The sequence below is a fragment of the Streptomyces sp. NPDC088810 genome, from assembly GCF_044750305.1.
In the GTDB taxonomy this organism is placed as follows: domain Bacteria; phylum Actinomycetota; class Actinomycetes; order Streptomycetales; family Streptomycetaceae; genus Streptomyces.
On sequence record NZ_JBIVJQ010000014.1, the window covers coordinates 1 to 25,428 of the forward strand.

The 25,428-nt window shown below is 72.6% G+C and carries 24 protein-coding genes; 14 read left to right on the forward strand and 10 right to left on the reverse strand.

Annotated elements, in window-relative coordinates; genetic code table 11:
- Positions 1–1,785 (forward strand): condensation domain-containing protein (locus ACIP4Y_RS33325; protein WP_401399576.1); only part of this gene is annotated, 1,785 nt, incomplete at its 5' end.
- A gap of 50 nt (positions 1,786–1,835) precedes the next feature.
- On the opposite strand, the gene ACIP4Y_RS33330 is transcribed toward ACIP4Y_RS33325, so the two are convergent.
- Positions 1,836–3,149, reverse strand: a complete 1,314-nt coding sequence (locus tag ACIP4Y_RS33330; RefSeq protein ID WP_401399578.1) for a hypothetical protein — start codon at positions 3,147–3,149, stop codon at positions 1,836–1,838.
- A gap of 158 nt (positions 3,150–3,307) precedes the next feature.
- Here ACIP4Y_RS33330 and ACIP4Y_RS33335 point away from each other — a divergent pair, with 158 nt between their 5' ends.
- From ACIP4Y_RS33335 to ACIP4Y_RS33345, 3 genes are read left to right on the forward strand one after another with little or no spacing between them, the layout of a single operon-like run.
- Entirely contained in the window at positions 3,308–3,790 is a 483-nt protein-coding gene (locus tag ACIP4Y_RS33335; RefSeq protein WP_358646978.1) for a hypothetical protein, read from the forward strand.
- A gap of 6 nt (positions 3,791–3,796) precedes the next feature.
- Positions 3,797–4,186, forward strand: a complete 390-nt coding sequence (locus ACIP4Y_RS33340; RefSeq protein ID WP_358646976.1) for a BlaI/MecI/CopY family transcriptional regulator — start codon at positions 3,797–3,799, stop codon at positions 4,184–4,186.
- A gap of 29 nt (positions 4,187–4,215) precedes the next feature.
- The gene (locus ACIP4Y_RS33345; protein ID WP_358646974.1) at positions 4,216–5,121 is read left to right on the forward strand and encodes a M56 family metallopeptidase; all 906 of its coding nucleotides are present in this window, start codon (positions 4,216–4,218) and stop codon (positions 5,119–5,121) included.
- A gap of 43 nt (positions 5,122–5,164) precedes the next feature.
- On the opposite strand, the gene ACIP4Y_RS33350 is transcribed toward ACIP4Y_RS33345, so the two are convergent.
- From ACIP4Y_RS33350 to ACIP4Y_RS33375, 6 genes are all read right to left on the reverse strand, one after another.
- Complete coding sequence (locus tag ACIP4Y_RS33350) at positions 5,165–6,532, reverse strand: aminotransferase class III-fold pyridoxal phosphate-dependent enzyme (protein ID WP_401399581.1); 1,368 nt, start codon at positions 6,530–6,532, stop codon at positions 5,165–5,167.
- A 31-nt stretch (positions 6,533–6,563) separates the two neighbouring features.
- Positions 6,564–8,120, reverse strand: coding sequence for a flavin-containing monooxygenase (locus ACIP4Y_RS33355; protein WP_401399583.1), 1,557 nt, complete (start codon positions 8,118–8,120; stop codon positions 6,564–6,566).
- Positions 8,117–8,911 carry a class I SAM-dependent DNA methyltransferase gene (locus ACIP4Y_RS33360; protein ID WP_401399584.1) on the reverse strand — a complete coding sequence of 265 codons (795 nt, stop codon included), beginning with the start codon at positions 8,909–8,911 and terminating at the stop codon, positions 8,117–8,119. The genes ACIP4Y_RS33355 and ACIP4Y_RS33360 overlap by 4 nt, the downstream gene beginning before the upstream one ends.
- Positions 8,912–8,983: 72 nt before the next feature.
- A complete protein-coding gene (locus ACIP4Y_RS33365) occupies positions 8,984–9,634 on the reverse strand; it encodes a class I SAM-dependent methyltransferase (protein WP_401399586.1) in 651 nt (216 codons plus the stop codon).
- A 68-nt stretch (positions 9,635–9,702) separates the two neighbouring features.
- The gene (locus ACIP4Y_RS33370) at positions 9,703–11,187 is read right to left on the reverse strand and encodes an MDR family MFS transporter (RefSeq protein ID WP_401399588.1); all 1,485 of its coding nucleotides are present in this window, start codon (positions 11,185–11,187) and stop codon (positions 9,703–9,705) included.
- Between the two features lie 6 nt (positions 11,188–11,193).
- On the reverse strand, positions 11,194–12,144 hold the full coding sequence (locus ACIP4Y_RS33375) for an NAD(P)/FAD-dependent oxidoreductase (RefSeq protein ID WP_401399590.1): 951 nt from the start codon (positions 12,142–12,144) through the stop codon (positions 11,194–11,196).
- 80 nt (positions 12,145–12,224) lie between these two features.
- On the opposite strand from ACIP4Y_RS33375, the gene ACIP4Y_RS33380 reads away from it, so the two are divergent.
- Complete coding sequence (locus tag ACIP4Y_RS33380; protein WP_358646961.1) at positions 12,225–12,680, forward strand: MerR family transcriptional regulator; 456 nt, start codon at positions 12,225–12,227, stop codon at positions 12,678–12,680.
- A gap of 24 nt (positions 12,681–12,704) precedes the next feature.
- Here ACIP4Y_RS33380 and ACIP4Y_RS33385 read toward each other — a convergent pair whose 3' ends face one another.
- The gene (locus ACIP4Y_RS33385) at positions 12,705–13,949 is read right to left on the reverse strand and encodes a cytochrome P450 (protein ID WP_401399591.1); all 1,245 of its coding nucleotides are present in this window, start codon (positions 13,947–13,949) and stop codon (positions 12,705–12,707) included.
- A gap of 127 nt (positions 13,950–14,076) precedes the next feature.
- On the opposite strand from ACIP4Y_RS33385, the gene ACIP4Y_RS33390 reads away from it, so the two are divergent.
- From ACIP4Y_RS33390 to ACIP4Y_RS33400, 3 genes are all read left to right on the forward strand, one after another.
- Positions 14,077–15,207: a hypothetical protein gene (locus tag ACIP4Y_RS33390; RefSeq protein WP_401399593.1), complete on the forward strand. Its 1,131-nt coding sequence runs from the start codon at positions 14,077–14,079 to the stop codon at positions 15,205–15,207.
- A 64-nt stretch (positions 15,208–15,271) separates the two neighbouring features.
- Positions 15,272–16,477 carry an NAD(P)/FAD-dependent oxidoreductase gene (locus tag ACIP4Y_RS33395; RefSeq protein WP_358646955.1) on the forward strand — a complete coding sequence of 402 codons (1,206 nt, stop codon included), beginning with the start codon at positions 15,272–15,274 and terminating at the stop codon, positions 16,475–16,477.
- 50 nt (positions 16,478–16,527) lie between these two features.
- Complete coding sequence (locus ACIP4Y_RS33400; protein WP_401399595.1) at positions 16,528–17,352, forward strand: ester cyclase; 825 nt, start codon at positions 16,528–16,530, stop codon at positions 17,350–17,352.
- A gap of 70 nt (positions 17,353–17,422) precedes the next feature.
- Here the strand turns inward: ACIP4Y_RS33400 and ACIP4Y_RS33405 are convergent, their stop codons facing one another.
- On the reverse strand, positions 17,423–18,679 hold the full coding sequence (locus ACIP4Y_RS33405; protein ID WP_401399597.1) for a cytochrome P450: 1,257 nt from the start codon (positions 18,677–18,679) through the stop codon (positions 17,423–17,425).
- Complete coding sequence (locus ACIP4Y_RS33410; protein WP_401399599.1) at positions 18,679–19,929, reverse strand: NAD(P)/FAD-dependent oxidoreductase; 1,251 nt, start codon at positions 19,927–19,929, stop codon at positions 18,679–18,681. Before ACIP4Y_RS33410 ends, ACIP4Y_RS33405 begins: the two co-directional genes overlap by 1 nt.
- A 242-nt stretch (positions 19,930–20,171) precedes the next feature.
- Here ACIP4Y_RS33410 and ACIP4Y_RS33415 point away from each other — a divergent pair, with 242 nt between their 5' ends.
- The 6 genes from ACIP4Y_RS33415 to ACIP4Y_RS33440 are packed head-to-tail and all read left to right on the forward strand — an operon-like array spanning position 20,172 to position 25,316.
- Entirely contained in the window at positions 20,172–20,603 is a 432-nt protein-coding gene (locus ACIP4Y_RS33415; RefSeq protein ID WP_358646947.1) for an SCP2 sterol-binding domain-containing protein, read from the forward strand.
- A 34-nt stretch (positions 20,604–20,637) separates the two neighbouring features.
- Positions 20,638–21,567: an LLM class F420-dependent oxidoreductase gene (locus ACIP4Y_RS33420; RefSeq protein ID WP_358646945.1), complete on the forward strand. Its 930-nt coding sequence runs from the start codon at positions 20,638–20,640 to the stop codon at positions 21,565–21,567.
- A 43-nt stretch (positions 21,568–21,610) separates the two neighbouring features.
- A complete protein-coding gene (locus ACIP4Y_RS33425) occupies positions 21,611–21,883 on the forward strand; it encodes an acyl carrier protein (protein ID WP_358646944.1) in 273 nt (90 codons plus the stop codon).
- Positions 21,884–21,936: 53 nt separating this feature from the next.
- A complete protein-coding gene (locus ACIP4Y_RS33430) occupies positions 21,937–23,163 on the forward strand; it encodes a beta-ketoacyl-[acyl-carrier-protein] synthase family protein (protein WP_401399602.1) in 1,227 nt (408 codons plus the stop codon).
- Complete coding sequence (locus ACIP4Y_RS33435) at positions 23,160–24,296, forward strand: beta-ketoacyl-[acyl-carrier-protein] synthase family protein (RefSeq protein ID WP_401399603.1); 1,137 nt, start codon at positions 23,160–23,162, stop codon at positions 24,294–24,296. The genes ACIP4Y_RS33430 and ACIP4Y_RS33435 overlap by 4 nt, the downstream gene beginning before the upstream one ends.
- A complete protein-coding gene (locus tag ACIP4Y_RS33440; RefSeq protein ID WP_401399604.1) occupies positions 24,297–25,316 on the forward strand; it encodes a beta-ketoacyl synthase N-terminal-like domain-containing protein in 1,020 nt (339 codons plus the stop codon).
- Positions 25,317–25,428 lie beyond the last annotated feature (112 nt).

Sequence of the window (25,428 nt, forward strand, 5' to 3'; positions counted from 1 at the left end):
CTCACCCTCGACGCCACCGTCGAGACCGAGCACCTACGCGAGTGGCTACGGGCCAAGATCCCCGCATACATGGTCCCGCCCGTCCTGGTCGTCCTCGACGACATCCCCCTCAGCAGCAACGGCAAAATCGACCGCAAAGCCCTGCCGTCCCCGTCCCAGACCCGGGCCACCACCCACACCGCACCCACCACCCCCGTCGAACACACCCTCACCGAGATCTGGAGCGAACTCCTCAACCCCGCCCACCCCTTGTCCACCACCGCCAACCTCTTCGAACTCGGCGCCGACTCCCTCCTCGCCCTGCGCGCCACCGCCGCAGCCGACCGCCACGGCCTCCACCTCCAACTCGCCGACGTCTTCAACCACCCCACCATCACCCAGCAGGCGCTGGTCGCGGACTCGGTCTCGGTGGGCTCCGTGGAAGACGACCCGGTGGGGCCGACCGGGATGACGCCCTCACAGCACTGGTTCCTGTCCCAGGACCTGCCGCGCCGCCAGCACTGGAACGACGCCTCCTTCCTGCTGGCGCTCCAGAGGCCGCTCGACCCGGCGGTGCTGGGCCGTGCCCTGGGCCGCGTGCTGGAGCACCACGACGCGCTGCGGCTGCGCTTCGGCCAGGGCGGCGACGGCGGCTGGGCGGCACGGGTGGCGCCGTACGACGTGGCGGAGGAGCTGCCGTTCAGCGTGCACGACCTGTCGGCACTGGACAGCCGGGCCCAGAAGAGGCGCAGCGTGGAGATCAGTGACACGCTCCAGGCCAGCCTCGACCTGGGCCGCGGGCCGCTGCTGCGGATGGCCTACTTCGACATGGGCGACCGGCCGCACTGCGTGCTGTTCCTGGCGCACTGGCTGGCCGTCGACCACTACTCGGGCCGGATCCTCCTGGAGGATCTGCTCGGCTGCTACGCCGACCTGGAGGCCGGCGGTGACGGGCTGCTGCCGCCGCGCACGACCTCGTTCCGGGCCTGGACCCGCGGGCTCGCCGCGTACGCCGACTCCCCGGAGGTGGCGGCGGAGGCCGGTCACTGGGCAAGCGAAGCACGCCGGCATCCCACGCCCGTCCCGGTGGACGGTACGGACGGCCCCAACTCGCTGGAATCGCTGGAGAACGTCACCGTGCGCGTGGACCGCGACGTGACGGACGCGCTGGTGCACCTGCTGCCCCGGCACCTGCGGGCCGACCTGTCCGAAGTGCTGTGCTCGGCGGCACTGCGCGCCCTGCACACCGTGTACCCGCAGCAGGACGGCGCGGGGCGGATACTGGTCGACCTGGAGCGGCACGGGCGCGACCTGCCGGTGCCGGGCGCCAACGTCAGCCGTACCGTGGGGCGTTTCTCCACGCTCGTACCGGTGCTGTTCGCGTACGACGCGGCGCTGCCGGCCGAGGAGGCGCTGCGCCGGGTGCGGGACCAGGTCGGCGCGCAGCCGGGCCGGGGAGCCGGGCACGGACTGCTGACGTATCTGGCCACCCGGCCCGAGGCGGAGGCAGTGCGCGGTCTGCCCGCGGCGCAGATCGGCGTGAACTACCTGGGGCAGGTCGACGAGGTGTTCCTGCGCAGCGACCTGCTGAGCGTGCCGCGCATGGCCTACGGCAGGCAGCGCAGCGACACGGGGACCCGGTTCCGGTTGATCGACGTGGTCGGGTTCGTGGTCGCGGGGCGGCTGAACCTCACGGTCGGCTTCAGCGCCAACCGGCACTCCCCCGCGACCCGCACGGCCTTCACGACGGCCCTCGTCGGTGAGCTGGCCGAACTCGCCCGGTGGGTACGGCGGTCGGAGCAGTGAGGGATGCCGGCCGGCCCGGGGCGGAACGCGTCCCCCGGGCCCGCCGGCGCTCACGCTTGGAGCAGCAGGGTCAGTCCCCCGAGGGTCAGGGCGATCATCACGGCGAACAGCGGCACCTGCGGCAGGGTCCTGCGCCCGCTCGGCAGCGCGCCGACGGCCGTGTCGTGGGCGGCGACCACGCCGAGGACGTGCCCGGTGACGACGGACACCACCTGCAGGAGCGACAGGGCTGCCGCCGGCGGCAGCGCGTACGCGGCGGCGGGGGCGCCACCGTGGTGGGCGGTGAGCGGCTCCCCCGAGACGAAGAAGACGTCGACGAACCGCTGCGCCTCCAGCATCAGTGCCGAAGCGTAGTGCGCGATCACATAGCCGACCGCGACCGGTACGAGGGAGGGCGCCATCAGGGCGGCGTTCCAGGTGCCGCCGCGGGACAGCAGGCGCGCCGCCCAGGCGGACAGCCGCAGCAGGCCCAGCATCAGCAGGGCCGCGCCGAGCAGCCCCGCCGTGCGGGCCGGGGACTCGGGCAGCCCGTCGGACGCCGCCTTCCAGGCCTCCGTGTTGGCGAAGCTGTCGAAGCCGGTCAGCGCCAGCATCACCGACACCAGGGCGGTCAGTCCCGGTTGCTCGCGCACCCCGGCCAGCCCGTTGAACGGGTTGCGCAGGACCAGGCGCCGCTCTCCGTCGCGGGAGCGGCCCAGCGGGGACATCGCGGCGACGAGCGAGGAGTACACCTCGAAGGGGTCGCCGTGCGCGAACCAGCGCGAGCCGTACACCGTCGCGGCGATCAGCTGCACCGCCGCGTACAGCCACAGCCACAGCAGCACGGTGGAGGCGGACTGCCGTGCGGGGGCGGCCAGTTCGAGCCATCCGAAGCAGAGCAGGCCGATCGCGGCGGGCCACACCCCGACCCGTTCCGGCAGCCGGCGCAGCCCCTCCTCGGGCGGGATCCGCAGCAACGCGCAGATCGCCTCGTGCACGGAGCGCAGCGGGTTCAGCAGCCGCCAGACGGGCCCCAGCAGCAGGGACGCGGGCACGAGACCCACCCAGAACAGCACGTAGACCATGCCGAGTCCCAGTTCGTGACCGCCGTAGCCCGTCGTCAGCACCGTCAGCGCGAGCAGGGCCAGGGCTGCTCCGACGGTCCTCAGGGTGCGGCGCAGGAGCGTGTGGTCGACGGCGAGCGACAGGGGCTCGGGGATCTCGCGCCAGACGCGGCGTTCCTCGAAGCGGCGTTCCTGCCAGCGCAGCCGCAGCGCGTCGAAGGACGCGTACAGGGCGGTGGCCCCGGCGATCAGCGCGTAGGTACGGGGGATGGGGCCGGAGCCGTGCCCGACCACGTGGGCGAGAGTGAGGGCGGAGACCATGCGCCCACCCTGGCCGGGCGCGGCCGCGGCGGCCCAGACTCCGAGGGCCGGGCCTTCGGGTCCGGCGGGAACGAAGCCCGGGGTGCCCGATCGGGCAGTCCGTTCGGGCTGGCCGGTGTCGGATCACGCTGTTACGTCTCACCGGGCACGGTGGTCGTATGGAATCGACAGGCACGGGGACGGCCCTCGGAGAGCGGGCCGCCGGCTCCCCCGGCGGTGACCCGCTGGGCTGGCGGAGACATCTGGCCTTCGCCGGCGTGGTGGTCTACCTCTTCGGTCAGGCGTACGACACGTACTGGCATGCGAAGAACGTCTCGTTCGTCGTGGAGCCGCCGAGTTCGCTGTGGGGCATCCATCTGGGGATCTGGATGGGCGCCGTCGTCACGGTGGCGGCCGGTGCGGCGCAGTGGAGACGTGCCGGATTCCGGGTGGCCGGGGTGCTGCTCGCCGTCGGAGGAGGGGTGGAACTCGCCGGCTTCTTCCTCGACATGTGGAAGCACTCGCAGGGCACGTCCCTCGACTTCTACCACGACCTGGTGTGGTACGGATTCGGTGTGGTGGTGGTCGCCATGGTCCGGCTGGAGGCCATGCGCCGCAACCGTCTCGGTGCCGGGCACCGCGGGAATGACACAGGACCGTGATGGCTCATGGACGAACGCGAAGACGACAAACTGAGCAAGGCCCTGGGGCCGCTCGGCGCCGAACTCCTCACCGTGCTCTGGCGGGCCGACTGTCGCCTGACGGTGCGCCAGGTGCTTGAGGAGGTCAATCGCGGGCGGCCGGAGCCCCTCGCCTACACGACCGTCATGACGGTCCTCAACCGGCTGAACAAACGCAACGTGCTGCGGCGCACGGAGGAGGGCCGCGGCTTCGCGTACGAGGCGGTGGTGACCGACGCTGCCGATCTCGCCGTACGCGATGTCATCCGGGACCACGGTGTCTCGGCGGTGGCCCGCTTCATCGACCAGTGCCAGGCGGAGCCGCAGCTGCGTTCCCGACTGATGAAGCTCGTGCGGACGGATTCCGGCGACACCTGACAGACAGACCGACACAACGGTACGGGGGAGTGTTCGAGTTGGTGCGGCTGCGCAACGGCATGCCACGGGTTCCCGCCTCCCGGGCGGCGCTCACGGTGGGTGCCCTGACCGGGCTCATAGTGTTCGACGTGCTGGTCTACACACTGCTGTGGCGCTGGCGGCAGCGGCCGGGGGCCGGCCCGGCCCGCGGGGTCGCGGAGGCGGTCCATGCCGTGGTCCTCGGCGCGGGCGCGGCGGTCGCGCTGGCGACCGTGACGGTGGCCGCCACGGTCGCGGTGCGCGGGCTGCTGGCGAGCCGGCGGGCGGTCCGGCGTCTTGCCGAGCACACCGTTCCGCCGTCGAGACGTCTGCTGGCGCTCGCCCGGGACGTCGGCGGGCCCGATAACGATGTCAGGCTGGTCCAGCTCGACGTGGACGAGGCCCTCGCCGTGACATACGGGCTGCTGCGGCCCGTGGTCGCCATCAGCACCGGCCTGGCGCAGCGGACGACCGACGCCGAGCTGGCCGTGGTGCTCCGGCACGAGCTGCACCACGCCCGGCGCCGGCATCCGCTGGAACGGCTGGTGGTGGAGACCGTCGCCTCGACGCTGTGGTTCGTGCCGGGGCCGCGCGAGGTGGCGCGCCACGTGAAGATGCGTCAGGAGCTGTCGGCGGACCAGGCGGCGCTGGCGTTCGCCGCGCCGAGCGTGGTCGCGAGCGCCCTGGTGAAGTGCCTCTCCGATGACGTACGGCCGGCCGTCGGCATCGGCATGGGCGGCGACACCGCGCTGGCCGCCCGCGTCGAACAGCTGGAACGTGGGGGGAAACGATTCTCCCGATGTCTGCGCTGCTGTCATCTGCGCCGGGTGCTGCTGGGCGCCGTGGTGCTGCTGGGACTGATCCTCTACTGCTGTGTGGCGGCCGCCGCCGGAGCGAGGGTGACACCGTTCTGCTGAGCCGCCGGCCCGCGGACCGGCGGCTCGGCGGCGGCCCCAGCCGTCACGCCACGCGGGCGTCCGCCACGGTCAGGGCCTCGTCGATCCGCGCCAGGCCCTCCCGGGCGTCCTCCTCGCTGATGTTGCACGGGGGCGTGATGTTCAGCCGGTTGAGGTACACCATCGCGCTCACCCCCCGCTGCATCAGCGCCCCCATCAGCTCCGCGCCCTGCGGAGTGAGCCGGTCCGGAGTGTCGTAGTTGACGTACATCTCCTTGGACTGCTTGTTCCGTACCAGCTCCAGCGCCCAGATCGCGCCGATGCCGCGGGCCTCTCCGACGCAGGGGTGACGCTCGGCCATCTTCGTCAGCTCCGGCTCGAACACCTCGCGGCCCAGTCGCGCCGCGTGCTCCACGACGCCCTCGTCGCGCATGGTGTCGATCGCCTCGACCGCGACGGCGCAGGCGAGCGCGTGGCCGGAGTACGTCGAGCCGCCGGGGTAGGGGGTCTTGCTGAACGTCTCCACGATCTCGTCGGAGACGAGCACGCCCGACAGCGGCACATAGCCGGAGTTGACCCCCTTGGCGAAGGTCATCAGATCCGGGCGCACGCCCCAGTGGTCGGTGGCGAACCAGGCGCCGGTACGGCCGAAGCCGACCATGATCTCGTCCAGGATCAGCATGATGCCGTACTTGTCGCACAGCTCCCGCACTCCGGCGAGATAGCCGTCCGGCGGGACGAGGACACCGCTGCTGGTGCCGCCGACCGGCTCCAGCACGAGGGCGGCGATGGTCTTCGCCCCCTCCAGCACGATCACCTGCTCCAGGTGCTCCAGCGCCCGCGCGCACTCCTGTTCCTCGCTGTCGGAGTAGAACGCGGAGCGGTACAGGTAGGGCGGGAAGAAGCGGACCACGCCGGCCGTGCCGGTGTCGTTGCGCCAGCGGCGCGGGTCACCGGTGAGCTGGATCGCCGTCGAGGTGGCGCCGTGGAACGAATGGTGGGCGGCCAGCAGCTTGAACCGGCCCGTGTGCAGCCGCGCGAGCCGCACGGCGTGCTCCACGGCCTCGGCGCCGCCGGTGGTGAACAGCACCCGGTTCAGGCCCTCGGGAGCCAGCTCGGCGATCTTGCGGGCGGCGGTGGCGCGCCGCTCCTCGGCGAAGTGCGGGGCGATGGTGCACAGCCGGTCTGCCTGCTCCTTGACCGCGGCCACCAGTCGAGGGTGCTGGTGCCCCAGGTTGGCGTACACGAGCTGGGAGGAGAAGTCGAGATAGCGGTTGCCGGCGTAGTCCCAGAACCACGATCCCTCCGCTCCGGCCACCGGCAGGGCCATGTGCGCGCCCTGCTGCACCCAGCCGCGGAAGACGTGCGCACCGTCGTCGGCGACGACCGCCTGCGCGGCTTCGCGTCCCTTGCCTGTCTCGGAAGTTGTCATATCTGGCACGGTAGGGCGGGGCCCTTCCTCCTCACAGTTCCGTTCGGGTGGGCTGATCGGGTACGTGGCGCAGGCCGCCTGCGACCGCGGAGGTACCGCCCGGGGGCGGCGGCCGGCGGAAGGCGGCCGGGTCGGGCCGGGCCGTCAGCCGTTGGTACAGGGTCGTGCGGAACGGCCAGTTGTTGGTGAGGACGCCGTCCCCGGTCTTGAACCAGCTGGTGCAGGAGCCGGCCCAGACGGTGTGCGCGGAGCCCTCGTCCACGCGTTCCTGCCAGGCCTGCAGCGCCTGCGGCGTGGCCTCCATGACCGCGCCGGCGCCGGCGGCCCGCCGGTCGGCGAGCAGGGCCACGCAACGGGCGATGTGCACCGCCTGCGCCTCCAGGGTGAGGATCACCGAGTTGTGTCCCAGGTTGGTGTTGGGCCCGTACATCAGGAACAGGTTGGGGAAGTCGGGCACATGGATGCCCAGGTAGGCACGCGCCCCGCCCCGCCACACCTCCCCCAGGTCGCGCCCCTCCCGGCCGGTGACCGTCATCGGGGCGAGGAACTCCGTGGTGCGGAACCCGGTGGCGTAGATGATCGTGTCCACCTCGCGGTGGACGCCGTCGGAGGTCTCGATGCCCTTCTGCGTGACCCGTGCGATGGGCTGCGTGACCACCTCCACATGGTCGCGGGCCAGTGTCGGGTACCAGTCGGAGGACAGCACGATCCGCTTGCAGCCCACGGCGAAGTCGGGCGTCAGCCGGGCGCGCAGCCCGGGGTCGGGGACGCCGGCGCGCAGATGGCGCAGGGCCATCGTGCGCAGTAGGCCCCCGATGAGGCGGTTGCCCCGCAGCGCGGGCAGCAGCACCGCCTCGGAGCGGCGGAACAGCAGTGACCGGTAGGCCCGGTGGGCGGCGGGTACGGTACGCAGCAGCAGCGACAGGGCCGGGTGGAAGCGGGCGTCCGGTTTGGGCAGCACCCAGTTCGCCGTGCGCTGGTGGACGTACAGCCGGCGCACCCGGCCGGCGATGGCGGGCACGACCTGCGCGGCGCTCGACCCGGTGCCGACGACGGCCACGGACCGCCCCTCCAGGGGGTGGCCGTGGTCCCAGCGCGCGGTGTGGAAGGCGGTGCCCTCGAAGTCCTCCGCGCCGGGCAGCGCCGGCACGTTGGGCCGGTGCAGCTGGCCCACGGCGCTGACCACCACGTCGGCGGTGTGGGTCCGGCCGTCCGCGGTGTGCAGGGTCCACTGTCCCCGGCCGTCGTCGTAGCGCACCGCGGTGATCTCCGTGCCGTAGCGCACGTGCCGCTCCACGCCGTGCTCACGGGCGCAGGCGCGCAGGTACTCCAGCACCTGCGGCTGCCCCGGGTAGCGGACGCGGCTGTCGCGGTACGGGGCGAAGGTGTACGAGTACAGGTGGGAGGGGATGTCGCAGCCCGCGCCGGGATAGGTGTTGTCCCGCCAGGTGCCGCCGAGATCGCCGGCCTTCTCGTACACGGTGAACGACTCGATGCCCTGCCGCTTGAGCTGCACGGCGGCGGCCACGCCGGCGAAGCCGGAGCCGATGACCGCCACCTCCACATGGCGGCGCCGACCGTCCGTCATGGCCGGACGGCACCCGTCTTGCGGTACACCGAGACGTGGGCCTGGCTCCCGGCGGTGAAGGGGCCCTGGTCCCAGTCCGCGTACCGGTGTTCCAGGGTGAGCCCGGCCAGCCGGGCCATCAGGTCCAGTTCGCTCGGCCACACGTAGCGGAACCGCACGGTGTGCTCCCGCCCGGCGCCGGCGTCCTTGAGGCTGTAGTGCGGGTACATGTGCTGGTGGACCGGGTCGTGGCGGTCGATGCCCAGATTGAGGCTGGTGTCGCCGGTGCGCGCCACCTCCATCTGCTGCCCGCTCTGCCGCGCCGCCTCGAAGCGCGCGATGTCGGGCACGAAGCCCTGGAAGACGAAGGCGCCGCCCTCCGGCAGCAGGGCCGCCGCGCGGTCGAGGCAGCGTATCTGGTCCTCCTGGGTGGCCAGGCTGTACAGCGTGTTGAAGACGACGTAGACCAGGCCGAAGGGTCCCCGCACGTCCGGTTCGGTGAAGTCGCCGTGCACCAGGGACACGGTGTCGCTGCCGGGCTTGTCGCGCAGCCGGACCAGCATCTCCTCCGAGGCGTCGATACCGGTGACGTCCGCACCGCGGGCGGCCAGCGGCAGCGCCACGCGCCCGGTGCCGATGCCGAGTTCGAGCACGCGCCGCTCGCCGGTGTCCTTCGCGACGCGTTCCGCGAGGTCGGCGAGGAAGCGCACGGTGGGCTCGGTGTCCTGCTGAAGGCGCACGATCCAGTTGTCGTAGATGTCGGCGAGCTCCTCGCCGTAACTGGTGGGCCCGTAGTTCTCCTGAGGGGTCATGCCGGGAGTCAACCTCCGGGGCGAGTAGGGGGCCAGGCTCCATCGGCCTGGCCGTCGGGGCGGGTCGAGCGGTCAGTTCCCCGGCAGGCGGACCGCGAGCCGGGCGAAGGGCTTGAAGGGAAGCCGGGCGAACGGCGGGACCAGCTCGTGCTCCACCGCGGCGCCGGCGAACTGCGGGGCGGTGGCCACTTCGCCGGCCGGCCCGGCGGCCGGCACGGACCGGAAGTCGTAGACCACGAACCGGCCGCCGGGGCGCAGCACCCGAGCCACCTCGGCGACGGCACCGGTCAGGTCGTGCCAGTGGTGGGTGCTGAGGGTGGTGATCACCAGATCCATCGAGCGGTCGTCCAGCGGCAGGTTCGCCGCGTCGCCGAGATGCACGGTGATACGGCCGTCCAGGCCCTCGGCGGCGGCCTTGTGCCGGGCCCGGCGCACCATCGACGGGGCGATGTCGAGCCCGTGCAGCACCAGGTCCTCGCGGCGGCGGGCGGCGGCCAGCAGCAGGTGCCCGGGGCCGGTGCCGATGTCGAGGACGGTGCCGCCCTTGGGTACGGACGCGGTCTCGGCGGCTGCCCGGCGGTACAGTCCGCCGAGCAGCCGTCCGGAGAGCCGGTCGTACCAGTCGCTGCTCATGCCCATCCCGCCGGGTTCGCCGTGGGCGTGGCGATGGGCGGGGGCGAGGCGCAGCAGGCCGTGGAGTGCCGTGGTGAGCAGACGGCGCATGTCGAGTGTCTCCGGTGCGTGGTGGTGATGAGGAGGGGCCCTGACGCGGCCCCTCCTCGGGTGAGGGGTCAGCTGGTGGACGGCTCCGGCTCGGTGTCCGGGGTGTCCTTGGCGGGCTTCGCGTCGACGCGTACCAGGGCCAGCAGGACGAGCAGTAGCAGGGCCAGTGGCACGCCCCACACGAAGACGTCCGGGATCGCCTCGGCGGTGGCGTCGGGGGTGACGGGGCCCTCGCCGACCTCGCGGGCCAGCAGGTTGCCGAAGAGCGCCACGCCGACGGCCATGCCGAGCCCGCGGATGGAGAGGTTGGCCGCGGTGGTGGCCGCGAGGTCGGGCGGTGCGGCCGCGTTCTGCGACACCACCACGAGGTTCTGCATCAGCAGTCCGAACCCGGCGCCCAGCACCACCATCGCGCCGGCCGCGTACCAGTAGCCCCGGTCCGGGTCGATCGTGGCGAGCAGGACGAACGCCCCGATCAGCACCGCGGCGCCGGCCAGCAGATACGGCTTGAAGCGCCCGCTCTTGCCGGCCTTCCCGCCCGCGACCGCCGAGACGAGGATGAACGGGATGAAGTACGGGGTCAGGGCGAGCCCGGCGCGGGTGGCGCTCCAGTCGTACGCGGTCTGCAGGAAGGTCGGCATGAACACCACCGACCCGTACAGCAGCATGCCGAGGACGGCGGTGGCCGGCAGGATCAGGCGCAGCGCGGGATTGGCGAACAGCCGCATGGGCAGCAGCGGGTTGGCGGCGCGCTTCTCCCACTGGACGAACGCCGTGAACAGCGCGACGCATGCCACGGCGAGGACGATGATCTGGGCGGAGCCCCAGTCGTACTCGCGACCGCCCCACTCGGTCAGCAGCAGCAGGCTGACCACGGCGGCGACCACCAGGACGGCGCCGGGGTAGTCGACGCGGTCGGTGGCGCCGGCCCGCGGCAGCCGCAGGGCGTAGGCGGACAGCACCACGGCCAGGACGCCGATGGGGACGTTGATGTAGAAGATCCAGCGCCAGCCGGACCCGTCGGTGATGGCACCGCCGACCAGCGGCCCGCCGACGCTGGCGAGCGCGAACACCGCGCCGGTGAGGCCCTGCACCTTGCCGCGCAGGTGCTGCGGGTACAGCTCGGACAGGGCGACGGTGGGGATGACGAACAGCGCGCCGGCGCCGATGCCCTGGACCACGCGGGCGGCGATCAGCTGCGGCATCGACTGCGCCATGCCGCACAGCAGCGAGGAGAGGGTGAACAGCACGACGGCGGCGATGAACACCTCGCGCCGTCCGTAGCGGTCGCTGATCCGGCCGTAGAAGGTGCCGGTCGCCGTGGACGCCAGCACATAGGCGGTCACCACCCAGCTGAAGCTGTCCGCCCCGCCGATGTCGGCGGAGATCTCGGGCAGGGCGATGGCCACGACGGTCTGGTCGAGCACGGACAGCAGCATGCCGAGGACCATCGCGATCGAGGCGAGGGGTACGTTGCTGCGCTGGGTCTGTTCTTGCCGGTCGGCGGTGTCGCGGGCGGACTTCCCCGGCCTGGCGGGAATGCTCTCGGTCATGCGGTGTCACGCCCTCCCGGACGCGAAGGGGTTGGGCAGCTTGAACTCGGCGCTCAGCAGGTCCTGGTCGATGATCGCCCCTGCCACCGTGCCACTGGCGGCGGCGGCGATCACCGCGGCCATGGGGGCGGGCACCGTGGCCCGGCGCGCCATGTCGCCGGCGGCGTAGACGCCGGGCACGCTCGTCTGGTGGAACTCGTTGACCTCGACGCAGGCGTCGGGGAACATCGCGCAGCCCAGCAACTGGGCGAAGGGGGCGCGCTGGTGCAGCACGGTCTTGATGAAGACGGCGTCCCGCCGCAGCGTCACGCCGCCCTCGAGGGCTATGTGGTCCAGCCGGCCGTTCTCCCCGACCAGCGCGGTCACGGGCTCCGGCCGCACGGTGACTCCGTTGGCCTCCAGCACGCTCTGCATGACCGGCTCCAGCGGCTCGCCGCCCGTGCACAGCACCATGTCGGCGGTGAACCGGCTGAGTTGCAGGGCGAGCCGGACGCGGTCGGGGCCGGCGCCGAGCACCGCTATGTGCTTGCCGGTGACCTCGTAGCCGTGGCAGTACGGGCAGTGGAAGGCCGACTTGCCCCACAGTTCGGCGGCACCGGGGACGGGGGGCATCTCGTCACGCAGCCCGGTGGCGAGCAGCAGCCGGCGGGACTCCGCCACGGTGCCGTCGGCGAAGATCGCCTCGAAGTGCTCGTCGGTCAGGCGGCGCACGGACTCCACCGCCGTGGAGCGGACCTCGACGTGCGGATAGGCGGCGAGGTTCTCGCGGCCCAGCGCGCGCAGGTCGGCGGGCGAGGTGCCCTCCAGGGCGAGGAAGTTGTGCATCGCGTCGGCCGGCGCGTTGCGTCCTTCGTCGCTGTCGGCCAGCAGCACCGTGTGATGAGTCCGGCCCAGCGTCAGCGCCGCCGACATCCCGGCAGGGCCTCCGCCGATGATGATGACATCCTTCATGTCCATGTCGTCTGTCCGCTCCCGTCTTGGGGTCTGACGCGTCTGATCGGCTTGACCTGGACCCAACTCTGCAAGTTAATGTCAACATGAAGTCAAGCGACGCGGAGCCGACGATGACCATCGGCGAACTCGCCGAACGGTTCGATCTGCGCCCCCACGTGCTCCGGCACTGGGAGTCCAGCGGGCTGCTGTCCCCCGCCGAGCGGGTCAACGGCAGGCGCCGCTACAGCAAGCGCCACATCGCCCGCGTGGCGATGATCGTGCGGGGCAAGGCCGCGGGCTTCAGCCTGGAGCAGCTGCGCGACGTCCTCGACGCACGGGACGCCGACGCCCGGCAGACCCTGCTGCGCGCCCACTACGAGGAACTGGAGCGGCGCATCGAAGAGATCGAGGCGTCCCGCACCCTGATCGAGCACGCGATGAGCTGCCGGGCGCACGACTTCACCCAGTGCCCCGGCTTCAGCCGCCTGGTGGAGTCGCTGAACGAGGGCTCGCAGGCCGCGAAGGCGTACTCCGAGGAGCTGCGCGGGCACGCCCACTGACGTTCCGCGCCGCGCGGACGGGTCTCAGCGCACCTCAGAGAACGCCACCCGCATCCGCTCCGGGCCACGCAGGATCACATGCGGGCGGTACTCCAGGGACTCGCTCACCACCCGAGGGTCCTGCACACGCGAGAAGAACGCCTGGAACGCGAGGGCCGCCTCCAGCTTGCCCAGGTTCGCGCCGAGGCAGCGGTGCACTCCGCTGGAGAACGACAGGTGGTCGAGCCGCCGGTCCGCGGCGCGGGTGATGTCGAAGCGGTCCGGGTCCTCGAAGACCTCCGGGTCGCGGTTGGCAGCCGCCGCCAGCAGCAGCACGTCCATGCCCGCGGGCACCTCGAAGCCGTCCAGCGCGATGGGTTCCTTCGCCATCCGGTGCAGGATCTGCACGGACGGTTCGAACCGCAGGATCTCCTCCACCGCCGAGAACGCCAGACCGGGATCCTCGCGCAGCAGCGCCAGCTGGTCCGGGTGGCGCAGCAGGGTGAGGATGCCGTGGGAGATCAGGTTGGCGGTGGTCTCGTGACCGGCCATCACCAGCAGCGCCAGCGTGGCGAGCAGCTCCTTCTCGGAGAGCCGGTCGCCCTCCTCCTCGGCCTGCACCAGACGTGCCAGCAGCCCGTCACCGCGCGCTCCGCCGGAGGCGATCAGATCACGGAAGTACTGGTAGAAGGCGGCCCGGGTCTCGGTGTCCTCCTTGTCGATCTCCGGGGTCCGGTTCGCCGCCATCAGCGGGTCCAGCGCCCGCCCCAGCACCGTGGACCAGGTACCGAAGATCTTGTGGTCCTCCGCCGGCACGCCGAGCATCTCGCAGATCACCCGCACCGGGACCGGGTAGGAGAAGACGCTCGGGATGTCGACGGGCGAGCCGGCCCGGGCGACCTGGTCCACCAGGTCGTCGACGATCTCCCGGATCCGGCCCTCCAGGCTCTGCACCATGCGCGGGGTGAACGCCTGGGTGACCAGGCCCCGCAGCCGGGTGTGGTCGGGCGGGTCGAGAAAGGTCATGACCTCCTTGCGGGACTCGACCGCGTCCGTGCTGAGGATCTTCGACCTGCTGCGGTCGGCACTGGCAGCCGGGGAACGCAGCACGGTTTCCACGTCCTTGTGCCGGCCGAGCACCAGCAGCGCGCCGTCCATCGCGCGGAAGGGCGACGCCTGCCGCATCGCGTGCAGCACGGGATAGGGGTCGGGGCGGTTCGCCGGGTCGAAGAAGGTGATCAGAAGCTCTTCGGGGCTGCCTGTGGTGGAAGCCGTCGTCGTCTCCGTCATGCGCCGAGGATCGGGCCGCCGTCCGCCGGACGGCCAGCCGCCGACGCCGTGGTCGTTCGGGCACCTCACATACACCCTCCAAAGGGCACTCCCGCTCCCCCGGCCCCAGCACCGAGGGTAGCCAGCCATGGGAGACGAACCGCTCGGCCCCGGGCCCGCGATGGCCGCGTACGCGGCACCGCCGCCGCGGGGAGCAGCCTTCGACGCCTGGCGCACCTGGGAGAGCCGGGACGACGCGCAGGGAGTGATCGCGGCGGGCATCCTGGCGGCCAACGCCCGCAACGTCCAGCCCTGGCGGTTCACCGTCGACGCGCACGCCGGCCGGATCGACGTGTACGCCGACCTCACTCGCCGGCAGGGCGCACTCGACCCGTTCGACCGCGAACTGTACGTGGGACTCGGCTGCGCGCTGGAGAACATGGTGCTCGCCGCCCGTGCCCGCGGCCACGAGCCCGAGCTGCGCCTGCTGCCGGAGCCGGACCGGCCGGAGCACGCGGCGGTGCTGCGGCTGCTGCCCGGCGAGCCCGTCCCGTCGGAGCTGTACGACGCCATTGCGCACCGGCGCACCAACCGCGGCCCGTTCCTGCGCGGGCCGCTGCCCGGACCGCTGCTCGACGAGATCGCCGCGCTCGCCGGTGACGATCCCGGCGGCCCCGCGCTGCGGTGGTTCGCCGGCGGGGCGGAGCGGGACCGTGTCGCGCGTCTGCTGGTGGAGGCCACCGAGGCGGTCATCGCCGACGAGGGTCAGTCGCTGGCCGGCCACCACTGGTACCGGGGCACGGACCGCGAGATCGAGCGCCGCCAGGACGGGATGACCGTGGACACCCAGGGCATGCCGCCGCTGATGAGCACGCTCGGCAAGCTGCTGCCCGCACCCTCGCGGCGCACCGCCGACCGGTTCTGGCTGCGCAACACCCGCAGCGTGCACGTGGCCACGGCCGCCGCCTTCGGAATGATCACCGTGTCGAACGCCGACGACCTGATCGAGCGCATGCGCGGCGGCCGGCTGCTCCAGCGCATCCACCTGTTCGCCACCGCGCGGGGGCTCGCCGTCGGCCACCTCAACATGATGACGGTCCGCGCGGACCGGGAGCGCGAGCTGGGCCTTCCGCCGCGCTTCGGCAAGGCGCTGGAGGAACTGGTCGGCGAACCGGGCCGGCAGGCGCTGGTCACCTTCCGCATCGGCCGTCCGGCCCGTCCCGCGGGCACCAGCCCCCGACGGCCCGTGGCCACCGTCCTCGGTACCGACGCCGGGTGACACGGGCTTCCATCACCGTACGGCGGACCCGGTCCGCCACCATGCCGAGGAGGCAGAGACCACCATGTACGACGCGATAGTCGTCGGTGCCCGGGTCGCCGGAGCGACCACGGCCATGCTGCTCGCACGGGCCGGCCACCGGGTCCTGCTGCTCGACCGGGCGGCCTTCCCCAGCGACACCATGTCCACCCACTACGTGCACCAGCCCGCCATCGCCCGGCTCGCCCGGTGGAACCTGCTCGACCGGCTGGCCGCGACCGGCTGCCCGCCGCTGGAGGTGGCCCGCTGGACACTGGAGGACGTCAGCATCACGGGCTGCGCACCCCCCGTCGACGGCATCCGGGCCGCCTACGGGCCCCGCCGCTACGTCCTGGACCACCTCCTGGTGACCGCCGCCGTCGAGGCGGGCGCCGAGCTGCGCGAACGGGCGAACGTCACCGGGCTCGTGCGCGACGGCGACCGGGTCGCCGGCGTACGCGTCAAGGGCGCGGACGGCCGGGAACTGACCGAGCGGGCCCGGCTGGTGATCGGCGCCGACGGCATCGACTCGCTGGTGGCGCGCGAGGCGGGCGCCCGCCGGTACGAGGAGACGCCCACCCTCAACTGCCTGTACTACACGTACTGGAACGGCCTCAAGGCCGACTACGAGGTGTACGTCCGTGGCCGCCGCGCCATCGGGGTGGTGCCCACGCACGACGACAACGTCATGATCGGCATCCAGTGGCCGCGGGCCCAGTTCGACAGCGTGCGCAGCGACATCGAGGGCGCCTACCTCAGGGCCCTGCAGGAGACCGCGCCCGGACTCGCCGAGCGGGTGAGGGAGGCGGAACGGGTGGCCCGGTTCACCGGCACCGGGCGGCTGCCGAACTTCTTCCGCACGGCCTCCGGGCCGGGCTGGGCGCTGGTCGGGGACGCCGGGTTCCACAAGGATCCGGTGGGCGCCTTCGGCATCAGTGACGCGCTGCGCCATGCCGAGCTGCTCGCCGGTCTGGCCGCCCCCGCGCTCGGCGGCGAACGCCCGGTGGACGAGGCGCTCGCCGACTTCGCCGAACAGCGCGACGAGGACGCCATGCCGGAGTACTTCTTCAACCTCCAGGCGGCCCAGCTGGATCCGATGCCCGAGCTGCTGAACGTGCTGCGGGTCATCCAGGACGACCAGGACCAGATCGACCGTTTCTTCGGCCTCGTCGCCGGCAGCTACACGTGGGACGTCTTCTTCACCGACGACCTCGTCGAGCGTGCCGCGGCCCTCGCCGCCCAGGAGGCCTGAGCCCCGCCGGCGACGTACGGCACCCACCCCCGAGAGAGGACGACACCACCATGAGCAGCACACCGGGCCGGCGGATCCGGCAGCTCTTCGAGGAGATCTACGGCAAGCACGACTTCGACCGTGCGCCGGAGTTCTTCGCCCCCGACTACGTCAACCACCAGCCGGGTGCCGCCCCCGGCGTGGCGGGCCTGCAGACCTGGGCCACCACCATGCTCACCCTGGTGCCGGACCTCAGGTGCAGCATCGAGCAGCTGGTGGAGCAGAACGACCGGGTCCTGGTGTACGTCCGCTGGCGCGGCACCATCGGCGGTACCGAGCGGGAGCTGTCCCAGCAGACCGCCAACCTCTACCGCCTGCGCGACGACCGGATCACCGAGCACTGGAGCGTGTTCGACTACTCCGCGCTCACCGCCCTCGGCATGACACCGCCCGACCAGACCACCCAGGTCACCGGTGCGCCCGACTGGAACGCCGGTGCCCGGGAGCAGGCCAACATGCGGCTGGTGCAGCAGGTGTGGGACGAACTGATGCACCAGCACCGGCTGGAGAAGGCCGACGACTACTACCGGCAGGACTACATCCAGCACAATCCCTTCGCGGCGCGGTCGGGCGGCGGCCTGAAGGGCATGAAGGACTTCTTCGCCGGGCTGTTCCAGCTCGCACCGGACCTGGTCGGCGACATCACGCAGATGATCGCCCAGGACGACCGGGTGGGCATCTTCTGCGTCTGGCACGGGCACGAGGCCTCCTCGGGCGAGGAGGTACGCCTGCACACCTCCGATCTGCTGCGGATCGAGGACGGCCTGATCGCCGAGCACTGGGACGTGATGGACTACGCGGCGGTCGCCCGGTTCGGGGTGTCCGCCGAGGCCTGAGGACCGCAACGCCCGAAGGGGGGAGACCGATCCCGGTCTCCCCCCCTTCGGGCGTCTGTCCGTGCCGGGCCTAGGCCGGCCGCACGGTCACCGGCAGGCGGGCGAGCCGCCGCTGCATGAACAGGGGGAGCCACTCGGGGGCGTCGACGGCGTCCGAGGCCAGCTGTACCGGCCAGTGGGCCAGCGCCTCCAGCAGCAAGGTGCCCTGCTGCTTGGCGAGCGCGGCGCCCAGGCAGTAGTGCAGGCCGTGACCGAGCGCCAGGTGCCGTGCGCCGGGCCGGGTGATGTCGAAGCGGTCCGGGCTGTCGTAGACCGCCGGGTCCCGGTTGGCGGCACCGATGAAGGTCAGTACCCGTACCCCCGCGGGCAGGGTACGGCCGCCGATCTCCATCTGCTCGGTGGTCCACCGCCCGCCGCCCGCCGTCGCCAGTTGCAGCGGGCTCTCGTGGCGCAGCACCTCCTCGGTGGCCGCGGCCGCCAGGTCCGGGTGCGCGCGCAGCAGGTCCAGCTGGGCCGGGTTGCGCAGGAAGGACAGGAAGGCGCTCGCGGTGAACGCGACCAGGGTCTCGTGGCCGGAGATGAACACCAGCGCCGCGTTGGCATGCAGTTCGCTGCGGCTGAGCGCGCCCTGCTGCTGGGCCCGGACCAGGGAGGAGAAGAGGTCCTCGCCCGGGTTCTCGGCCCGGGCGCGGGCCAGGTGGGCGAAGTAGTCGTCGAACGCCTCGTAGGCCGCGACCGCGCTGTCGATGGAGGCCGGCGCGGCGGGGATGTCGGCCGCCGGCGACATGGCCTGCCCCCAGTCGCGGAGTGTGGGCAGGTCCTCCCGGGGGATGCCGAGCAGGTCGCCGATGGCCTGGAGCGACACCGGGAAGGCCAGTTCGTCGACCACTTCCAGGTACCCGCGGTGCCGCGCGTCCGCCAGGATCTCGTCGGCCAGGGAGCGCGCGTCGGCCAGGACGCCGCCGAGCCGCGGCGAGGCGAACGGGCGCCGGGTGAGGTCGCGCAGCCTGGTGTGGTCGGGCGGGTCGGTGAACAGCAGGGTCCGGCTCATGGACCGCAGCGACTCGGGCACCACGCTGGCCAGCAGGTCGGCCACCGGGTCGGGCGGTGCCAGCCGCATCCGGGGATCGGCGAGCACGGCGGTGGCGTCCGCGTGGGTGCTGACCACGTAGGAGTCGAGGTAGTCCCAGTACACGGGCCCGCCCAGGGCCCGGACCCGGTCGTAGTGCGGGTACGGGTCGGCCCGGAAGGCGTCGTTGTAGGGGTCGAAGTCCTCCAGCGGGGGCACCTCGGCGGGCACGGTGTCCTCCGTCGGCTGATACGTCATCAGGATCCCTTCGTGCCGGTCGGTTCCGCCAGGGCGTCCGCGGGCAGCCGGCCGAGCATCGCCAGCAGGTTGTCGGGGGCGAAGAACTCCTCGGCGGGTACCGAGCCCGCGATCATCCCGAAGAACCGGTCGGCGTCCTCGCGGTGCTCGGCGACCACCCGGACCAGCTGACGGGTCATCGGGTCAAGGTCGAAGCCGGCCGCTTCACAGGTGAACTCGTACATCAGCTCGGAGGCCGCGTTGCGGGCCCGCTCGTAACCGGCGAGCGCGCCCTGCCACTCCTCGGCGCCGGTCACCGCCCGGTCGATCGCGCCGGCCAGCAGCTCCGCGTCGCGCCAGGCGTCGGAGATGCCCTGTCCGGTCAGCGGGTCCTTGTGGTAGCCGGCGTCGCCCACCAGAGCCCAGCCGGGGCCGTACGGCGTGCGGTAGAAGTTGGGCAGGTCGGCGGTGCCGCGGAAGCGGTCGACGCGCTGCGCGCCGGCCAGCTCGCGGGCGAGTCCGGGCGCCGCCTCGGCGATCGCCTTGTGGTAGTGGCCCTCGATGTCGGTGCGGTAGGTGGGGTAGAACGCGTGCGGGCGCGCCGCCTGCACGAGGCACAGGTCGTCGTGGGTCGGGATCACGCCGATCTGCTTGTCCCCCACGAGGTACACCTCGTTCAGGTTGCGGCGGGCCGACGGCAGACCGCGCCAGTAGGCGTAGTACACGACCGTCAGCGGCGGCCGTTCGTGGTAGGTCTCGGCGCCGGTCTCCCGGGCCACCAGGGAGTTGCGGCCGTCGGCGCCCACCACCACAGCGGCGCGCGCCGTGTGCTCCCGGCCGCGGGAGTCGTACCGCACCCCCACCACGCGCCCGGTGTCGTCCCGGAGCAGGGAACGCACGGTGCACCGCTCGCGGACCTCGGCCCCGGCCTCCCGGGCCGCGGCCACCAGCAGCGCGTCGAGGACGGTGCGGCGCGGGGCGAGCGCCATGGCCACGCCCTCGTACGGCGGGGCGAATCCGCGCACGGACAGGTCGTCGCCGAACCACCACACCGCCTCGGTGATCGGCGGGCAGCCGGTGGCGGCCAGCCGGTCCAGCAGGCCCCAGCGGCGCAGCCGGGCCAGGCCGCTCGGCTGGACGTAGTGCGTCGAGACGGTGTCCCGGGGAAACGCCGCGCGGTCGAGGACCAGCACGCGGTGGCCCTTGCGAGCCAGCAGCATCGCCAGCGGCGATCCCGCGCAGCGGGCACCGACGACTATCACGTCGTACATATGACCTCCGCGGACAGGGCGGGGGCGGCCGGCGGGCGCCGGTGCCCCGGAACAGCAAAGCCGGGCGGCCGGGGTCTTCAAAGACCAGAGGGAGGTGCCCACTCGGGCAGCGCCTTCGGCCCGGCGTCCCGGCCGCTCCCGGCGGCGCCCGATCCACCGCCCTGACGGCCCTGTCGCCGCCCCCCGCCGCCGGGCAGCCTGAAGGCCGTCCGACACCGGCTCGACGACACAGGAGCGTGGCGATGGCCCTGGACACCCGCAGGTTCGAGGAGATCAAGGAAGTGGCCGGGAGCCGCAAGGAGGAGGAGGTCTTCGACTTCGCCCGGCAGCAGACCGGTGGCATCGCCGGGCTGCTCGACGACATCTTCGGGAACATGCCGGAGGCGTTCCGGGCCGACCGCGCCAAGGGGCAGGAAGCCACCTTCCAGTACCTGATCAGCACGCCCGACGGCGTCTTCCCGTACTTCGTCGAGATCGCGGGCGGCACCTGCCGGACCGGCCGGGGACGCGTGGAGTCCGCGAAGCTGACCACCACGGTGGGGCTGCCGGCCTTCCTGAAGCTGCTCACCGGCCGGCTCAACGGGATGCAGGCCTTCCTCGGCGGCAAGGTCAAGCTGTCCGGCAACACCCTCTACGCCGCCAAGTTCGAGCACTGGTTCGAGCGTCCCGCCTGATCCGACAGCGCCGCCACCGCCCTGGAGACCCCCCGTGAAGTTCGGTATCGCACTGCCCACCGTCGGTCCGCCGGGCCGCCGCCGCTACCTCCTCGACGTGGCGACCGCCGCCGACCGGCTGGGGTTCGACTCGGTCTGGGTCAGCAGCCACGTCGCTCTGCCGAGGACCCGCAGCAGCACCTGCCTGTACCCGCGGGCCAAGACCGCCAACGCCTACAACTGGGGCGTGGCCTGGCTGGAGCCCATCGCGGTGATGGGCGTGGTCGCCGGTGTCACCGAGCGGGTGCGCATCGGCACCCACGTGCTGGCGCTGCCCTACCGCAACCCCGTCATCCTCGCCTCCGAGCTGGCCTCGCTCGACCAGCTCTCCCTGGGCCGTACCGTGCTCGGTGCCGGAATCGGCTGGATGGACGAGGAGTTCAGGACGGTCGGGATCCCGCGCTCGCAGCGCGGGGTGCGCACCGACGAGGCCATCGAGGTGATGCGCACCCTGTGGGCGGCCCGTCACCCCACCTCCTTCCACGGCCGGTTCACCGACTTCGACGACATGTGGCTCGCCTCCCGGCCGCACAGCAGGACCGGACCGCCCGTGTACGTCGGCGGCAACACCGACGCCGCCCTGCGCCGCGTGGCCCGGCTCGGCGACGGCTGGCTCGCGCACGAGTTGTACCCGGACGAGATCACGGCGGCCCGCGCCGGCCTGGACCGGCTCGCCACCGAGGCGGGCCGCGACCCCGCCGCCATCGAGATCACCGTGCGCCGCGCCCTGGTGCCGCCCTTCGAGGTCATGGACTTCATGTCCGACCGGCTCAGCATCACCGGCAGCGCCGACGAGGTCGTACGGGAGATCGACGCCTACCGGCGGGCCGGGGTGCAGCTGATGGTGCTCGATCTGTCCATGCGTCCCGCAGAAATCGTCGAAACCATGGAGTGGCTGGTCAAGGACGTCCTCGTCCGGCTGTGACCGTGCCCACCGCTTCCCGCCCACCACCGACCCAGGAGAACAGATGACCACGTCGGACCACACCATCGCCGACCCCGGGGCACGCAAGGCCAAGATCAAGGAGATCGTCTGCCGGATCCTGGAGATCGATCCCGCGCACCTCACCGACACCAGCCTGTTCAAGGAGGAGCACGACGCGGACTCGCTGCGGGCCATCGAGATCCTGGCGGCTCTTGAACGCGAGTTCGACATCACCATCGAGCAGGACGAACTCAGCCGGATGGTCAACCTCGACGGGGTGGAGTCGGTGGTGGACCGGGCACTGCCGGCGCGGTGATCCCTGTGACGACCGGTCGGCCGCCCGAGGGCGGGCATGCGTCAGAACGAGTCGTGGTCACCGGGCTGGGCACGGTGACCAGTATCGGCATCGGGGTCGGGGAGTTCCTCGCGGGGCTGCGCGAGGGCCGCAACGGCGCCCGGCCCATCACCGCTTTCGACACCACGGGGTTCGCCCACGCCAACGGATGCGAGGTCACCGGCTTCGAACCCGAGGCCTGGATCACCCACACACCCCCCGAACGCCTGGGCCGGGCCGCGCAGTTCTCCACCGCGGCGGCGGTCATGGCGGCGCGCGACGCGGGCATGGACCCGACGGAGCTGCGCTCCCGCCGGTCCCTGGTCTGCATCGGCACCACCGACGGCGAGTCGGCCGACCTCGACCGCCTGGTGGCCGCCGAGCTCGCCGACGGCCCCGAGCACCTGGACCCGGCCGTGGCCGCCCGCGCCTCCGCCGGGCGGCTGTCCTCCGCGGTGGTCGCCGAACTCGGCCTGACCGACGTCGAGGCGACCACGCTGGCCACCGCCTGCGCGGCCGGCAACTACGCCATCGGCTACGGATTCGACGCGCTGCGCGGCGGAGACGTGGACGTGGCCCTGGTCGGCGGCGCGGACGCCATGTGCCGCAAGACGTTCACCGGCTTCTACCGGCTCGGCACCATCGCCCCCGAGGCGTGCCAGCCGTTCGACGTGGGCCGCAAGGGCATCCTGACCGGCGAGGGCGCGGGCGTCCTGCTGCTGGAGACCCTGGAGTCGGCGCTGGCCCGGGGTGCCCGCATCTACTGCGAGATCCTCGGCTACGGGCTCAACTGCGACGCCCACCACCCGGTCGCCCCCGACCGGCACAGCATCGCCCGCTGCATCGAGCTGGCGCACGCCCACGCCCGGGTCAAGCCGGAGGAGATCGACTTCATCTCGGCGCACGGCACCGGCACCAGGGCCAACGACGTCACCGAGGCCGCGGCGATCCGCCAGGTGTTCGGCGACCGGCCCCCGAGCACCATCTCCATCAAGGCGATGATCGGGCACACCATGGGCGCCGCCAGTTCGCTGGCCTCCGCGGCCTGTGCCCTGGCCATCGCCGAGGGGTTCATCCCGCCGACCATCAACCACGTCGAGACCGACCCCGAGTGCGGGCTCGACTGCGTCCCCAACGAGCCGCGCGAGGCGGAGCTGAGGGTCGTGCAGAACAACGCGCTCGCGTTCGGCGGCAACAACGCAGTGCTGATCTTCGGCAAGTACTCCGAGAACCGGCCCGCGCTCTCCGGGGAGGCCCGATGAGGGCGCTGATCACCGGCATGGGCGCGGTCAGCAGCGTCGGCGCCGACCGCGCCGCCACCTTCGAGGCGTTGTGCGCGGGCCGCACCGGGCTCGCGCCGCTGCGCGGCTTCGACGTGGCCAACTTCCGGGCACGCAACGCCTACGAGATCGACGACCGGCCCGCGGCCGGCACCGACCGCCCGCTGCGGCCCACGCGGTGGCTGGTGGACGCCATGGCCGAGGCGCTGGCCGACGCCGGGATGAGCGAGGACCTCACCGGTGTCCCGGTGGTGATCGGCACCACCCTGCGCGAGCTGCGCTCCGTGGAGCTGAGCTGGTGCGACGGCATCTCCTTCGACCCGGCGGAGCTGCACTTCGGCACCGCGCTGCGGCGCCGCTTCCACGCCGACCGCACCTACACCGTCGCCAACGCCTGCGCCGCGTCGCTGTACGCACTCGGCATGGCCGTGGACCTGCTCGACCTCGGCGAGGCGGACACCGTGGTGGTGGCCGGCGCCGACACGATCACCGAGAGCACGTACGGCATGCTCGACCGCGTCTACCCCAAGGCACCCGAGTCGGTACGGCCGTTCGACCGCGGCCGGCGCGGCATGCTCCAGGGCGACGGCGCCGCGGCGGTCGTCCTGCATCGCAGCCCTCCGCCCGGGATCCGGCCGTACGCCGGGGTCAGGGGGGTCGGGGTCAACTGCGACGCCGGGCACCCCTCGGCGCCGGACGCACAGAGCATCGGCCGGGTCATGCACGACGCGCACGCGCGGGCGGGAGTGAAGCCGGCCGACATCGACCTGGTCATGCTGCACGGCACCGGCACCCCGCACAACGACGCAGCCGAGGCGCAGGCGCTGGCCGAGGTCTTCGCCGGGCTGGAGACGGCTCCCCGGATGACGGCGATCAAGTCGATGATCGGGCACACCGCCGGCGCCTCGGGGCTGCACAGCCTGATCACGGCGGTGCAGTCGCTCGCCTCCGGCCGGGTGCCGCCGACGCTCGGTCTCGACGATCCGATCGAGGAGATGGCCGGCTTCCGGCTGGGCGGGGAGCCGGCCCTCGACCCGGAGTTGTCCGTGGCCCAGGTCGACTCCTTCGGGTTCGGCGGCCTCAACGCCGTGGCCGTCGTGGAGAAGGTGGCGTAGATGCAGGCAGCGGAGGCGACGGTGGGCACGGACGTGCTGATCAGCGGGCTGGGCACCGCGCTCGCGGGAGTGCCCGGACCCGGCGCCCTGCTGGATCCGCCGGCCGGTGACGCCGTCGCGGACCCGGTGAGCGCCCTGCGCGGGCCGGGCCTGCGGTACAAGGACCGGGCCACCAAACTCGCGCTGTGCGCCGCACGGGACGCGCTCGCCGACGCCGGCCTGCTCGGTCCCGACGGCGAACTCACCGTGGCCGGGGACGACTTCGGCGTGGTGGTCAGCAGCAACTGGGGCAATCTCGACACCGTCTGCGAGACCGCTGCCACCATCAGGCGCAGCACGTACAAGGCCACCAGTCCCATGCTGCTGCCCAACACCGCCGGCAACGTCACCGCCTCGTGGGTCGCCATCGCGTACGGCCTGCGCGGCGCCAACGTCACGCTGTCCAACGGCCCGACCTCCGGGCTGGACGCCGTGCACTGGGGCCGCGCGCTCATCGCGGCCGGGCGGCTGCGCAGGGTTCTGGTCATCGGGGTGGAGCCGATCAACGAGCCGGTGCGGCAGCTGCTCGACGGCACCGGGCCGCTGCTCGACGGGGCGGTCGCGCTCGTGGCCGAGGCCGCCGACGCCGTCGGGGCTCGCGGCGGCACCCCGCTCGCCCGTATCGGCACCTACGCCCGCGCCGGGGACCTGCCGCGCGCGGTCGCCGCCGCACGCGACGGGGAGGACGCTCCGCCGGACGGCTGGTGGCTGCCGGAAGGCCCGCTGCGGCCCACCGTGGCCAGTGCGCCTCCGGCCGGTGTGCCCGGGTACGACCTGAGCGCCCGACACGGTCGCTGCTCGGGGGCGCTCGGGGTGCTCCAGTGCGTGGCCGCCACCGCCGAACTCCGCCGCGGACGCGGCCGGTCGATGCTCGCCACCGCCGGACACGGCCCCGGCACCGGCGGCCCCGGCGCGGACGACGCAGCCGCCGCACTCGTGCTGCATCACGTGCCCGCACCCGACCGGGCAGGCGCGTCATGAGCGCCCGGCACGGTCGCTGCCCGGCAGCGCTCAGGCTGCTCCAGTGCGTGCCCGCCACCGCCGAACCCCGCCGCGGACACGGCCGGTCGATGCTCGCCACCGCCGGACACTT

Coding starts and splice junctions, on each gene's coding strand:
- ACIP4Y_RS33330 (WP_401399578.1), bottom strand. CDS start 3,149: ATGGTCTCCGCCCTCACTCTCGCCCACGTGGTCGGGCACGGCTCCGGC.
- ACIP4Y_RS33335 (WP_358646978.1), top strand. CDS start 3,308: ATGGAATCGACAGGCACGGGGACGGCCCTCGGAGAGCGGGCCGCCGGC.
- ACIP4Y_RS33340 (WP_358646976.1), top strand. CDS start 3,797: ATGGACGAACGCGAAGACGACAAACTGAGCAAGGCCCTGGGGCCGCTC.
- ACIP4Y_RS33350 (WP_401399581.1), bottom strand. CDS start 6,532: ATGACAACTTCCGAGACAGGCAAGGGACGCGAAGCCGCGCAGGCGGTC.
- ACIP4Y_RS33355 (WP_401399583.1), bottom strand. CDS start 8,120: ATGACGGACGGTCGGCGCCGCCATGTGGAGGTGGCGGTCATCGGCTCC.
- ACIP4Y_RS33360 (WP_401399584.1), bottom strand. CDS start 8,911: ATGACCCCTCAGGAGAACTACGGGCCCACCAGTTACGGCGAGGAGCTC.
- ACIP4Y_RS33365 (WP_401399586.1), bottom strand. CDS start 9,634: ATGCGCCGTCTGCTCACCACGGCACTCCACGGCCTGCTGCGCCTCGCC.
- ACIP4Y_RS33370 (WP_401399588.1), bottom strand. CDS start 11,187: ATGACCGAGAGCATTCCCGCCAGGCCGGGGAAGTCCGCCCGCGACACC.
- ACIP4Y_RS33375 (WP_401399590.1), bottom strand. CDS start 12,144: ATGGACATGAAGGATGTCATCATCATCGGCGGAGGCCCTGCCGGGATG.
- ACIP4Y_RS33380 (WP_358646961.1), top strand. CDS start 12,225: ATGAAGTCAAGCGACGCGGAGCCGACGATGACCATCGGCGAACTCGCC.
- ACIP4Y_RS33385 (WP_401399591.1), bottom strand. CDS start 13,949: ATGACGGAGACGACGACGGCTTCCACCACAGGCAGCCCCGAAGAGCTT.
- ACIP4Y_RS33390 (WP_401399593.1), top strand. CDS start 14,077: ATGGGAGACGAACCGCTCGGCCCCGGGCCCGCGATGGCCGCGTACGCG.
- ACIP4Y_RS33395 (WP_358646955.1), top strand. CDS start 15,272: ATGTACGACGCGATAGTCGTCGGTGCCCGGGTCGCCGGAGCGACCACG.
- ACIP4Y_RS33400 (WP_401399595.1), top strand. CDS start 16,528: ATGAGCAGCACACCGGGCCGGCGGATCCGGCAGCTCTTCGAGGAGATC.
- ACIP4Y_RS33405 (WP_401399597.1), bottom strand. CDS start 18,679: ATGACGTATCAGCCGACGGAGGACACCGTGCCCGCCGAGGTGCCCCCG.
- ACIP4Y_RS33410 (WP_401399599.1), bottom strand. CDS start 19,929: ATGTACGACGTGATAGTCGTCGGTGCCCGCTGCGCGGGATCGCCGCTG.
- ACIP4Y_RS33415 (WP_358646947.1), top strand. CDS start 20,172: ATGGCCCTGGACACCCGCAGGTTCGAGGAGATCAAGGAAGTGGCCGGG.
- ACIP4Y_RS33425 (WP_358646944.1), top strand. CDS start 21,611: ATGACCACGTCGGACCACACCATCGCCGACCCCGGGGCACGCAAGGCC.
- ACIP4Y_RS33435 (WP_401399603.1), top strand. CDS start 23,160: ATGAGGGCGCTGATCACCGGCATGGGCGCGGTCAGCAGCGTCGGCGCC.
- ACIP4Y_RS33440 (WP_401399604.1), top strand. CDS start 24,297: ATGCAGGCAGCGGAGGCGACGGTGGGCACGGACGTGCTGATCAGCGGG.